We start from the raw sequence: 12553 nt of genomic DNA, 5'->3' as shown, positions 1-12553 counted from the left end.
GAGGCCACCTCAAGGCCATTGCAGGAACATCCCGCCCCCTCGACCGGGTGGCGGGAAACCGGCACAAAGTGAAATCCATGCTTTGCCCCATCCCGGTGCTTCTGTATAATCCGCCTCCGCACTGGCCCAGCCAGTAGCACATCCACCGCCCGTAGCTCAGCTGGATAGAGCGTTGCCCTCCGGAGGCAAAGGTCAGAGGTTCGAATCCTCTCGGGCGGGCCATATACAAAAAAGGCCACCCATCGGGTGGCCTTTTTTGTATATCGTCCCAAGCCCTAGGGCTTCGACCAATTCCAGGTTCGACTCGCAGGCGCAAAGCGCCGGAGAGCAGCGAGCCCAAAGGGCGAAGCTAATCCTCTCGGGCCAGCCTAGTTACATATCCTCCCAAGCCCAAGGGCTTCAACCAATTCCAGGTTCGACTCGCAGGCGCAAAGCGCCGAAGAGCAGCGAGCCCGAAGGGCGAAGCTAATCCTCTCGGGCAGCTTGGTTACATATCCTCCCAAGCCCAAGGGCCTCGACCATCTCCCAGGTTCGAGCGTAGGTGGCGGAGCCACCGGAGACCAGCGACCGAAGGGAGCTAATCCTCTCGGGCGACCTATCTGCATACCCGTCCGGCGTAACCAATAGGCTGCAGCCGGTTGTCCCCTTGCGCAAAACCATACGCCACCATATGCTGTGAGGCACGGATATTGCAGTTGAAGGTAGCGACAATGGTCCATAAACCAGTGAACTGCACAAATACCAAGCTTCAGAAATTTTTTTATCAAGATAAACAGCGCATACCTTCACATGCTTTGGTTAATCTTTCTGGGTGCAGGGTTATCGATAGTTAAAAAACGTCAAGACACCATGGAAGGCCTGTCAGCAAACAAATATGACCAACCTTAGGTTGGAAAATGTTCCCTGTTTGAAGGCGTGTCAACACCAAAATTTTTCAGAATAAAGTTCACGGATGAATACCTTTATTTCCTCTACTCGTTTCCAGAGTATCCGTCAGTTTATCCAAAAGCCTGAGCTCTCAAGCGCTATATTGGTTATTGGCACAAGAGGCATAGAAATTTTTCTTCGCCTGGTATCCACGATCATCCTCACCCGGCTTCTGTCCCCTTCAGTCTTCGGTGAAATACTGATAGTCACCACCATTTCCAGTGCCATCGTATTATTTTCTGAAGTTGGCCTCAGGGGCAGCATAATCAACAACAACCGTGGAAACTCTGACTCCAACTACGTCAATACCATCTGGACCCTTTATATTACCCAACACATCGCGATTGCCGCGGCATTGATTGGGGCATCATTTTTTAGCGAAAAAATTTATCCCGCTTTCGACAACCTATCTTTTTACTTGCAAATTTCTGCAGTCATCGCTCTTGTTTCAGGTTTCAACTCCACCAAACTTTTCCAACTGGAAAAGAAGCTCGATATGACCATTCCATGTCTTTTTGTAGTCGGAAAAAGGTTTTTGGGGCTTATTTTCGCAATTTTACTTTGTTACTCATGGCCATCTGCCAGTTCAATTCTTTTTGCAGACTTGATCGCAACAGTTTTTTTTGTCGCCCTGTCTCATAGAATTGGAAGCGGCACAAAAAACCGTATCCATATCGACAGGGTTTCATTTAAAGAAGTTTTCAATTATGGGAAATGGATTTTACCAACAACTGGTGTCACCTGGATCACCAGGGAAGGAAACAAATTAACATTAACATTCATTCTGACAACAACAACTTTGGGATTTTTCTCTGTCGCCTCGAATGTTGGCTTAATTTTCTGTGGTATAGCGCAAAACCTGAGCGACAAATGGCTTTTCCCTGTATACACCAAATACCGAGAGAGCAAAAACATTGATCTGATTGCGATCAAAATACGGTCAATGATCCTGATAGGCTCTTCGATTGGTATTGCACTTTTATGCGCCGGATCCAACATTATCGTAGACTTGGTTTACGAAGAAGAATACGCCGCAGTAGGCCCCATCCTTGCCACAATTGCTGCAGGATCGGTTGGACTCATCGTTGCTAACTGCTATCTACCGATTTTCAAAGCACACGCTAATTCAAGAGCTCTATTCAAGGTGAGAATCGTTCAATCGATTCTCCTGGCTAGTGCGATGCTACTCGGGTACCTATCTTTTGGGACAAGCGGATTGATTCTTGGCGTCTCATATTCCCAACTTCTATTCGGGATATTCGCAGCGTTTTCTACACGCCATTATTTTACTAAGAAATTATTCCTGCTTGATTCGATCATAATCACCATACCTTTCGGCCTCTGGCTGCTATTTCTTTTTGATGAGCTTAAAAAAGTATTCTGATTCGATGGTTACGCACAAACCTTCTACTTGCATACTTTTTACATGTAAGAGCAAGGCGCGCGCACCCTTCCTACTCTCAATACTTGAGCGCCAATATTCATGAGAAAAAATAGTCGACGGCACTATCATGGCGCCGCCAGTCTCACTCAACGAGAACCTTGTAGCGGATTAAAACTCTGTAAAACAGACTCTCTGATATCTTTTGGCCGTATCGCACACACTAAACTCCTCACATCCCTGTGAGGGAGTTCTCACTCAGCCTAACCTAAGACAAATTTCATCATATTCAGGGGGTCAACTCGCAACGAGCACCAATACTGTTGTTGCAACTAATCAGCTTGGATCCATATCTCAGCTGTGCAGTTTCATTTTGAAGTGTTTGATTCTGATCGCCCGTACCGGCAAATCATCCGGAACTAAAAGCTGCTTGTGCCACTCTGACACGACTGGCGCCAGAAGCTTCGCATGATCGTCAACACCGTCCGGATATCGCCAATCAATGTGAATGATTGGTTTCAAAAAAGCGGAAGCCGACCAATAGGTCGAGACCAATTTGTATTGCTCATGACCCACCCGGCAATTCGCAGTCACAACATTTTTTGCGTGGTAATTGATACATATAGATCTGGCCTACAGTCTTATTCAGTTTCGCTATAAACACTTCTACCAACTGCGCTACTAGTCACAGTATCCATAGCATGGCGTGCTTATCATGCTATGAAACCCTTGGGGATGTACCTATGTTCAGAAAAACCTTGATCTTACTAACCTGCGTCGTCGTCGCCGCATGCGGCGGTGGAGGCGGCTCCAATAAAGGTGACCTGCGGCCAGATCCCGGTGGCAGTAGCAGTTCAGGAGGTGGGTCAGGAAGCGGGTCCAGCAGTGGCTCAGGCTCTACCAATGCCGCACCCGTCATTACTCTCAAAGGCGCAGCCAGCGTGGAGATTACCGCGGGAGACGCGTTTGTTGATCCAGGCTTTTCCGCGGATGATGCCGAAGATGGTGACCTGACATCCAGCGTTGTTCGCTCGCCGGCCAATATTGATACGTCTACCGCCGGCACAGTCCAGATTACGTATAACGTGAGCGACGAACAGGGCAAGGCTGCCATCGAGAAAAGCCGCACCCTGACAATTCTGGAACCAGAATCAGCGGGGCTGGTCATCAAACTGAACGGCAGCCGTTCACTGGTCATCCCTGTAGGTGAGCCCTTTGAAGATCCCGGTGCAACTGCTAAAGATGGTGAACAGGATTTATCGGATCAGATTCAGGTTGAAGGGTCCGTCGACACCTCCATCGCAGGAAGTTACCCACTTACTTACTCCGTAGCGAATACGGATGGAGAAACTGCTTCAATTGTTCGCACAGTTCATGTCAGTAATTCTGACGTCCAGTCTGACGATATTGCAGCCAGCCTGCGTGTTCTTACTCGAGTGGAAGGTGTCTCGCCCGAGACCGTTTATTTTTCTGCTCAAGACTCGACGGACGTGAGTTGCGAGGACTTTCAAGGTGGTAACGATGCGACTGCGTGTGCTACAGGACAGTGGTTGAGCTATCACTTTGATTTTGACGATCCGGATTCCGGAGAATTCGCAACGACCGGCAATAGTCGCAATTCCCAAGTCGGACCAGCCCCCAGAGCCATACATACCTTTACCTGTACACCAGAAAGTAGCCGCTATGAAAATGGCAGCTGCACTTACCGTGTTGGAGTAAGGGTGCAGAATCCTGATGGAATTTACAATGATGAATTTATCACGGTTACCATCAGGAGCCAGGAGAACTATTACACCGCGGCTAACACGCTCTGTGTATCTCCCGCCGGAAATTATGATGGATGCCCCGCTGGCGCCCAACAAGCAGCCCGTATGCCCGACGCTGGCGGCTTTAGTGGTAAGCGTGTTCTGCTCCATGCTGGTGAAACACATGGCGATATATGCATCGGGTATACGGAAAAGAACGTCACTATAGATCGGTATGGAGCCGGTGCACGCCCGCTGGTTCCCCTCGCGGTTATTGGCGTGGATACAGGCTGCAATGACAAGGCGCCCAATACGTCCTCTGCTAACGCTTACGATATGCTCAGTCGCGATAGCAATGGCTATATCAACAAAGGCTGGGCTTACAATATTACACTCACCGGGCTGCGTATCGGCCGGGCCACTGCCGGAATGTCGGGAACACTTCAGACATATCACGATCTTGATTTGAATTGGGCCAACGATGCCACATACGAAGGCTCTTTCTTTTTTGGTAATGCAACGACTTTTTGCACTAATAACCCCGACGAACTGGACTGCGACCTCGTCCCGCTGCCTTATGGCCTTTTCCTGACGGACTCCGTAGTTAAGAGCAACGCCAATAATTTGCCCAAGGTCAATATCGGCTGCTTTAACGAATGCAACCTCATTAATAGCGGTATGGCTGGTGTGGAAGCAAAAACAGCCGACGAACACAACGCGAGGTTCATGGGTATTTGGGGCATGGTAGTTTCCAATAGCTGGCTACGAGGCAATCATATTGGCGGGAGCGGCCCCAAAAGTCGCCTTACTCTTCGTCCCGCCAGTGACAGCATACAGTTAAACAATAAAGTGGCCGAGGATTTTGATTCGGGGGGTCACATTCGTCCTACAGATTCAACGATGCACTGGGCACCCCACTTCGTTTTCGTCATCGATAATATTTTTAACGATACGATACAGGATCCCGGCCACACATCAGCGGCAATGGTCGCGAACCACGCACATTTTTACTCTGGAATTTTTAATAATTCATTTCTGCAAGACAAGGTGGACACCGGTGCATTCCAGTTAAAAATGGGTGGTGTCAATGTTGTTGAAAGGGGAACCCAGTTCAATTCAGAGAACCCCGCCTGCGGCTACAACCCGATTGAAGTCACAGATGGACTCATGGACATGGACCGAGTCTACGCAGCGACGAAAAATTGTGTTGCGGCTGTTCCCAATGAGTTATCGATTCCTCTTCCGCCCGCGCGTTAGACTGTAACTTTAAGAAGCCGTGCCTAGAAAATGCGCGGCTTCTTATTTAAAGATCCAGAAGATTCCTATCCACCTGCCTATTCCGCCATCACGCTCCTGTGAATACCGGCGACCACACTGCAAGATCGCACGTTTAAATATGCGCCATCTTTTTTAGCGCCCCATATCTACGCTTAAACTGTTCTGGTAATCTGGAACAAAATTTTACCGTCAAAAATATCCCCTATTGTCTGCGGGTGAAATTTTTCACCTCCGGTACAACTGAAAACGAGCTATTTTTCCGGCAATCTAAGCATCGAAAGTACTCATACCCTTCTTAAGCCTGACACATCTAGATACAAAGGAATGGACTATCCACGATATGAAAGCTCTTCTCGTTATAGAAAGCTGCAACCCGGAGTTTAGCTCCGTTCCATTGGTCGGCTATTATTTTTACGAGCAGACCAGTAAATTCTGCGATGTAACCCTGGTAACCCACTGTCGAAATCGTGAGGCTTTGGAAAAAATACGGGGAGAAAGAGAGATTATTTATATAACGCCAGGTGCATTCGAGAATTTCTATTACCGTGCAATCGTAAAGCTAAGTACTTTGAGAGGCCAGGTAATCTGGCCCTTGAGACACGCTTTACAGTTTCCAATCTATCACTTCTTCGATAAAGCGGTCGTTTCACTTTTCCGTCATAGAATAAAAAATAGGGAATTTGACATTGTGCACGCCATGACGCCCATGATGCCAAGGTATCCCTACAATATCTCAAAATACTGCAACGATATTCCTTTTTTGATGGGCCCGGTGAATGGCGGCGTACCTTTTCCGGATGCATTTAAGAAGACAGGACGAAAAGAATTTAGCGCTTTGTATTTTCTCAGGTCTATCGGACGCTGGCTTATCCCTGGATATCACGCCACATACAAGCGGGCAGATCTGATTCTTTCAGGTTCGACTTATACCAAGGACTGGATCGAAAAGAACCTCCGCGTTTCAAAAACCAAACTCGCTTTAATGTATGAAAATGGTGTTCCGGACAATTTCTACAGGCCCCAGCAGGAAGTTAACGGGGAAAGGGAAGCCAGCCAGAATGACATAAGGCTGCTTTTTGTTGGCAGGCTCGAACCTTATAAAGGTTGCGATATGTTACTGGAGGCTATTCATAAAATCGTTCAGGAAAGCTCCAATAGACACAGGCTACAGCTCACTATCGTAGGGGATGGCTCCCAGCGCACTGAACTTCAGCAAACCAGTAAAAAACTCGCTCTCGACGATATTGTTACCTTTACCGGTAATATTCCACACCAGGAAGTAGCCGAGCATCTCTCACAAAGTGACCTATTCTGCTTCCCCTCAATCAGGGAGTTTGGTGGCGCCGTGGTTATGGAAGCAATGGCCTGCGGCACCCCATGCATCGTTGTTGATAATGGCGGAATTGGGGAATATGTTACAGAGAAAGATGGCATCAAGATCGCGCCACTGGGAAGGAAGCATGTGATCGATTCACTCGCAAAGGCAATCACACATTTACGTGATGATCCGGAAGCGAGACATCGCCTTGCCGAGCAGGCGCGAATGAGAGCCAATGAATTTAGCTGGAGCGTGAAGGGTAAAGAGTTAAGCCAGATCTATTCCGTGCTCGTAGCACACAAGTCCGGTGTTGAGCAGGTTGATCCGGTATCCTGAGCGGAGTATGTGAAGTAGACGAAGTAGCGCCGTCCCGCATTTTGGAAATTATAAAAAAGCCCCACCATCCGGTGGGGCTTTTCGTTTAAGTTGCTTTCGAGTCCTTACGCTTTACAGTTTAACCAGCAACTTACCCTGATTACCGCCGTTAAATAACAGGTTGACCCCCTCCACGGCACTCTCCAGCCCATCAAGCACATGGCTGCGGAAGCGGATCTGGCCATTCTGTACATACTTGGCCAGAGCCTCGGTGGCTTCCTGCGCTTTGTCCAGGTGATCTGGCACTACGAAGCCTTCTACCCGCAGGCCTTTAAGGTTGATGTCCATCCAGTTCGGACCCGGTGCGGGTTTCTCGAAGTTGTACTCGGCAATCATGCCGCACACGAGGATACGTCCGAAGCGGTTCATGCGCTCGTAAGCCAGTTGCTGGATCGGGCCGCCGGTATTTTCGAAAAACAGGTCGATGCCGTTCGGGCAGGCTTCATCCAGTTGCGCGGCAAGGTCGTCAGACTTGTAGTTGATCGCCTTGTCGAAGCCGAGCTCGTCTTCCAGCCAGCGACATTTCTCTTCACTGCCCGCGGTACCCACAACACGCAGGCCTTCGGCTTTGGCAATCTGACCTGCCAGGGAACCAACAGAACCCGCTGCGCCACTGATCAGAATCGTCTCGCCAGCTTTCGGCCGGCCAATGCTGATCAGGCCTACATAGGCCGTCAGGCCGGTGACATAGAACACGGACAGCAGTGCTTCAGGGTCGATGGAGCTATCCACAACCTGCATTTCCTCGTTGCCAAGGACATATTCCGCCCAGCCAGTGGTACCCAGTACCCGTGCACCGACCGGAAAATTGGCGTTGCGGGACTGAACCACCTCACCAACACCGTAGGAACGCATTACTTCGCCAACCTGGACCGGCGGCATATAGCTATCTTCACGCGGATTCAGCCAGGTACGCATCGCCGGGTCGAGAGACATATAGGTCTGCTTGACCAGGAACTGGCCCTCCTCCAGAGCCGGGGTTTCCAGCTCTACGGTTTCGAATATATCCGGTGTGATATCGGCGCTCGGGCGCTTGCTCAACTGGATCGCTTTATAGGTCATGCTACTCACTTTACGTACTCTCGTTGCGTTACTGCTGCAGAAGAAATCAGGGAATGGTGACGTCGCCGAACATCTGGGTGTATCTGGGCTGGCCATTCCAGGCGGTCATACCACCGTCGACGACGATGTTCTGCCCGGTTATATAACTGGACATGTCGGATGCGAGGAACAGAAATACATTGGCCACTTCTGACGGTTTACCCGCGCGGCTCATGGGAATATTCTGTTCAAAGACGCCAAGCACATCGGGATTGCTGGTCAGTACATTGGTCAGCGGTGTGTCAATCAGTCCAGGGCTGACACTGTTTACCCGGATATTGTCCAGCGCGTAGTCCAGCGCCAGGTTGCGGGTGTAATTGATTACCCCACCTTTTGCCGCGGCATAGGCGTGGAAGCCGTAATCGGCCACAGCTCCGGAAATGGACGCGGTATTGATAATGCTGCCGCCGCGTTTCATCAGGTGCGGTAGTGCGTGGCGACAGGTATGGAACAGCGCATTCAGGTTTACATCGATGATCTTGCTCCACACCGCCGGGTCTACCAGGTGCGTGCGTCCGTAGGTGCCGAACCCGGCATTGTTGATCAGGATATCCAGCCCGCCCAGGACTTCCACGGACTCACCGACCATACGCTCGATGTCTTCAGGCTGACTCAGATCGACGGCAACGCAGTAAGCGCGCTCGCCAAGCGCCCGTGCCAGTTTGGTGCCGTTCTCCTGATTGATATCGGCAATTACCACGGCGGCACCCTGTGCGTGAAACAGACGTACGATCTGTTCACCAATGCCTGACGCACCACCGGTCACTATCGCTTTTTTATTCTCTAGCATCATTTTTTTGCTCCATTATTATTTTTGTTGGCATCCTCAGTCATATCCGATCCAGGGAAATGACTGACATTCCGCCTTCGAGTATCCCTCCTTACTCCCCCACAAGACTTGCCAAAGCACGCCAATAATTTTGCAATAAACGACACTTTACGTATTTCACGTGTCGATCACTGTGCCAATCATCCGGCCCCGCTTGGCGTACTTAGACAAATGCACTACGGATTAAGACAAGTTTCCCGTGTGCAACGACCTACTATCGGATGCCAGCGAAAACACACGTCCGATAACAATAAGGCGGAGCAACTTTGATGAATAAGAAGACGGGTAAATCTATTTTCCGTGTCGGAGCCCTGACCCTGGCAACGGCCCTGGCACTGCCAGTATTGGCAGTAAAAGCCGCGACCATTTCCGGCAAGGTTACCGATAGCAAAGGCAAGCCGGTCTCCGGCGCCATCGTGCGTCTGTCCGATGTGCAAGCCGGGCGTTCGGAATCCGTCTATACCGATAGCGACGGTCGGTATGTGCTGGATACCCAACTCAGCGGTGAACTACGCCTGCGGGTACGCGGCCACTATTTCGCCGACAACCAGCAGATGGTACGACTGAAAAGCGACAAAGATCAGCTCAGCCATTCCGTGAAACTCGCAAAACTGGACAGTGACCAGGCGATTTCCGATAGCCTGGCGGCTTCCTACCACTTTAATACGCTGCCATTTGATACCGAAGAAGGCGCGCCCTTCACGCGTGACAAATTCCAGCTCGAGTGCCTTTCCTGCCACCAGCTGGGCAACCCCTTCACCCGCATCGTGCGCCCTGCAGAATCCTGGGAGCAATCGGTGCGCCGGATGCACGCCTATATGGGTGCGGTAGATGTGACCGAAAAAGACCGCCGCCGCGCGGAAATTTTTGCCGAGGGCTTCAATGGCAAGCCCACCGAAATGCGCCCGCAGTTTCCCATCGACGAGGCGCTGGCACACACCAAGATTTACGAATACCAGCTGCCGGCTTCCGGTGTACCACACGATGCGCACGTGTATTCGCGAAACGGGTTTGTGTACACAGTGGATCAGTTCACGGATGGCCTCTACATCACAGATCTGAAGAGTAGCAAAACCCGCTTCGTGCCCCAGCCGGAAGAAGGTATGCCGCTGGGTGGCAAGTTCACCAAAATGGGCGTGCCGCCGGCAATGAACAAGATCAATGTACGCCACGGGCCTCACTCGCTGGCGGAGGGCCAGGACGGCAAACTGTATGTCACCAACTCTTTCTCCGGCTCCATCGGTATATTCAACCCCGAGACCGAACACTGGGAAAAATCGGTGCCGTTGCCCGGCATTGCCATTTACCCGCATACCATTCGCGTCGATGCCGAGGGTGTCCTGTGGTTCAGCATTGTCGGTACCGAACAGGTCGGCCGTCTGGATCCTGAATCCCAGAAGGTCACGCTGATCGATCTGCCGACGCCAACGCCAGTGGCCATAACACCTGCTGTGCTGACGTACGGCGTGGCGGTAAATAGTCACGACGGCTCAATCTGGTACAGCCGCCTGTGGGGTAACAAGATTGGCCGTATCGATGCCAAGACTCTGAAAGTCACCGAGATTGAGTCACCGGTATTCGGTCCGCGCCGTCTGCGCTTCGCACCGGACGGCATCCTTTGGCAGACGGGCTACGCCCACGGTCAGATCGCGCGTATCGATACGAAAACCATGAACGTGAAGGTGTACGACATGCCGGAGTTTGCCGAGGGTGCCCGCCCCGGTCCTTACTCCCTTAATATTTCTCCGGACACTGGCGACGTGTGGGTCAACGAGACCATGACCGATCACGTATACCGCTTTGTACCGGCGGAAGAGCGCTTTATAGCCTACCCGGCACCGCTGCGCGGCACTTACACCCGGGATATGTCATTTACCGATGATGGTCTGGTGTGCATGTCCAACAACCCGATTCCGGTACAGGCGCTCGAGGAGTTTACTGGCGTGTTGATGTGTATCGACCCGGATTACCGCCTGAACTGATCAGGCAGAATCGGAAACAGATCGCCGGCTCTGTCCTGGAGCCGGCATGTTCCTCGGTAAATTGCCGATAGGATTCATCACCGACGCAGCCATCCCGGTACGCGTTGCTGTCGCGCCAGACGCTGAGCGGCGGCTGACTGCCCATGTTGATCCCGCCATTGCCGCGGGCTCATGCCAAACCAGCGCTGAAACGCTTTGGAAAAACTGGCCAGGTCGGCATAGCCAAGCAGACCGGAGAGCTGGGTCAGACTCATGCTGGATTCTTTCAGGTAGCGTGTTGCCACGGCCTGGCGGGTCTCGTTGAGCAGCGTCTGAAAGCTGGTGCCCTCTTCCATCAACATCCGCTGTAAAGAGCGCGAACTCACCATCATGTAATCCGCCACAAAATCGATGGTCACCTTGCCATTGGGCAGAAAGTTGCGCAGCAGATGGCAAACATAGGCCGGCAACTCTTTTGGTGCCAGCTCATCCAGTTGGTCGATATGCGCGCGCATCAGCGCGTGCAGCGCCGGGTCGGCATTGCTCAGGGGCGCGTCCAGTAAGGCCGCGTCGAACACCCAGGCATTTTGCGCGCTATTGAAATGTGGGGTTACGCCGAGCAGGCGCACATAGGATTGCGGCGACGCTCCGGCGGCGGTTTGAAAATGGACCGCCTGTGGCTGCCACTGGTTACCCAGCAGCATTTTCAGCAATTGCTTGCCCACCGCAATCGCCAGTTCGATGGCCTGGCGCGCGGGAATACCCTTCCTCAACATCGGGTTGTATTCGAGTATCGCGAGCTTGTTGTGCACTTCCACGTTCACCAAGCCGCTGTTGGAGTGCAAGTGGTAGTACTGGGCCAGCTCTTCCAGTGACTCACCGACCGTGTTGGCATTCTTTAACAGATACAAAAGCTGGCCAAAGACCGCCGTGCCCTGATACAAGCCAAATTCCAGCCCGAACAGGGGGTTGCCTGACTCAATCGCACAGTTTTCCAGTAAAAGCGCCATACGCTGATAGGAAATCAGGCTATCCGAATGGGAAAGGCTATCTGCGGGAAGGCCAGCACCCTGGAGCATGCTTTTTGGATCCAGCCCGGATGCCGCGCAGAACTCGCTGAACAAAATCAGCGACGAGGCCCTGGAGAATTCTTCCATCGCGCTACCCTTTTAAACGTTCGGTAATAAACCCCGGTTTAAACCAACCGGGAAAGTAGCTCGATGGCTTTGCCTTTTTGAGGCTCGCTCAATACGGACGTCAGGTCGGCAGCGATATGCCCAAAGCTGGTGGAGGCATCTTTATACAGTGTTTTTCCGGTGTTCGAGAGCCTGACCTGGCTCTGGCGGGCGTCGCGAGGATTCTGAACTTTTTCCACCACACCATTTTTTTCCATAGGCAGCAGCAAGCGCGTGACACCGGAGGCGCTCATCCCCAGGTATTCGGCCAGTTCGATTCTGGAGACTTCCTGGGAGCACTGATCCAGGTAGTCCATGACGAGGTACTCGGTCAGGCTGATACCATGGACGCTCAGGCGATTGCCGGCTTTGCGGGCGAGCTTGGCGGCAAGGAGGGCATTCTGGATGACGAGGGAGGTACTGGAATTTGACATAATCAATACACTGCACAAATAGTTGACTA

General features: G+C 51.6%; 8 protein-coding genes and 1 tRNA gene. 5 read left to right on the top strand and 4 right to left on the bottom strand.

All coding sequences use genetic code 11. From position 1 onward, the window contains the following. The first annotated feature begins 145 nt into the window (after window positions 1-145). The 4 genes from LC093_RS18690 to LC093_RS18675 all read left to right on the top strand — a co-directional run bounded on the left by LC093_RS18690 (window position 146) and on the right by LC093_RS18675 (window position 6985). Window positions 146-222 (top strand) — tRNA-Arg (locus LC093_RS18690). 730 nt (window positions 223-952) lie between these two features. Next, window positions 953-2311: an oligosaccharide flippase family protein gene (locus tag LC093_RS18685; RefSeq protein WP_226668471.1), complete on the top strand. Its 1359-nt coding sequence runs from the start codon at window positions 953-955 to the stop codon at window positions 2309-2311. Between the two features lie 740 nt (window positions 2312-3051). Next, window positions 3052-5310: a DUF5011 domain-containing protein gene (locus LC093_RS18680; RefSeq protein WP_226668468.1), complete on the top strand. Its 2259-nt coding sequence runs from the start codon at window positions 3052-3054 to the stop codon at window positions 5308-5310. A gap of 361 nt (window positions 5311-5671) precedes the next feature. Then, complete coding sequence (locus LC093_RS18675) at window positions 5672-6985, top strand: glycosyltransferase family 4 protein (RefSeq protein WP_226668467.1); 1314 nt, start codon at window positions 5672-5674, stop codon at window positions 6983-6985. A 111-nt stretch (window positions 6986-7096) separates the two neighbouring features. Here the strand turns inward: LC093_RS18675 and LC093_RS18670 are convergent, their stop codons facing one another. Next, complete coding sequence (locus tag LC093_RS18670; RefSeq protein ID WP_226668464.1) at window positions 7097-8086, bottom strand: NADP-dependent oxidoreductase; 990 nt, start codon at window positions 8084-8086, stop codon at window positions 7097-7099. Between the two features lie 46 nt (window positions 8087-8132). Then, entirely contained in the window at window positions 8133-8918 is a 786-nt protein-coding gene (locus LC093_RS18665; RefSeq protein WP_226668461.1) for an SDR family NAD(P)-dependent oxidoreductase, read from the bottom strand. 305 nt (window positions 8919-9223) lie between these two features. Between LC093_RS18665 and LC093_RS18660 the strand changes: the two genes are divergently transcribed. After that, complete coding sequence (locus LC093_RS18660) at window positions 9224-10936, top strand: carboxypeptidase regulatory-like domain-containing protein (RefSeq protein ID WP_226668459.1); 1713 nt, start codon at window positions 9224-9226, stop codon at window positions 10934-10936. 77 nt (window positions 10937-11013) lie between these two features. Here the strand turns inward: LC093_RS18660 and LC093_RS18655 are convergent, their stop codons facing one another. Both LC093_RS18655 and LC093_RS18650 read right to left on the bottom strand, forming a co-directional pair. Continuing rightward, window positions 11014-12072: an AraC family transcriptional regulator gene (locus tag LC093_RS18655; RefSeq protein WP_226668457.1), complete on the bottom strand. Its 1059-nt coding sequence runs from the start codon at window positions 12070-12072 to the stop codon at window positions 11014-11016. Window positions 12073-12110: 38 nt separating this feature from the next. After that, window positions 12111-12524 carry a MarR family winged helix-turn-helix transcriptional regulator gene (locus LC093_RS18650; protein WP_226668455.1) on the bottom strand — a complete coding sequence of 138 codons (414 nt, stop codon included), beginning with the start codon at window positions 12522-12524 and terminating at the stop codon, window positions 12111-12113. Window positions 12525-12553 lie beyond the last annotated feature (29 nt).

Source organism: Microbulbifer aggregans, assembly GCF_020524005.1.
GTDB classification, from domain to species: Bacteria; Pseudomonadota; Gammaproteobacteria; order Pseudomonadales; family Cellvibrionaceae; genus Microbulbifer; species Microbulbifer aggregans_A.
The sequence above is the reverse complement of the archived record's forward strand: the minus strand, read 5'-3'. Positions and strand labels throughout refer to the sequence as shown.

Bases quoted from the DNA above. Each gene is read 5' to 3' on its own strand.
- LC093_RS18660 (WP_226668459.1), top strand. From the start codon at position 9,224: ATGAATAAGAAGACGGGTAAATCTATTTTCCGTGTCGGAGCCCTGACC.
- LC093_RS18685 (WP_226668471.1), top strand. From the start codon at position 953: ATGAATACCTTTATTTCCTCTACTCGTTTCCAGAGTATCCGTCAGTTT.
- LC093_RS18670 (WP_226668464.1), bottom strand. From the start codon at position 8,086: ATGACCTATAAAGCGATCCAGTTGAGCAAGCGCCCGAGCGCCGATATC.
- LC093_RS18675 (WP_226668467.1), top strand. From the start codon at position 5,672: ATGAAAGCTCTTCTCGTTATAGAAAGCTGCAACCCGGAGTTTAGCTCC.
- LC093_RS18680 (WP_226668468.1), top strand. From the start codon at position 3,052: ATGTTCAGAAAAACCTTGATCTTACTAACCTGCGTCGTCGTCGCCGCA.
- LC093_RS18650 (WP_226668455.1), bottom strand. From the start codon at position 12,524: ATGTCAAATTCCAGTACCTCCCTCGTCATCCAGAATGCCCTCCTTGCC.
- LC093_RS18665 (WP_226668461.1), bottom strand. From the start codon at position 8,918: ATGATGCTAGAGAATAAAAAAGCGATAGTGACCGGTGGTGCGTCAGGC.
- LC093_RS18655 (WP_226668457.1), bottom strand. From the start codon at position 12,072: ATGGAAGAATTCTCCAGGGCCTCGTCGCTGATTTTGTTCAGCGAGTTC.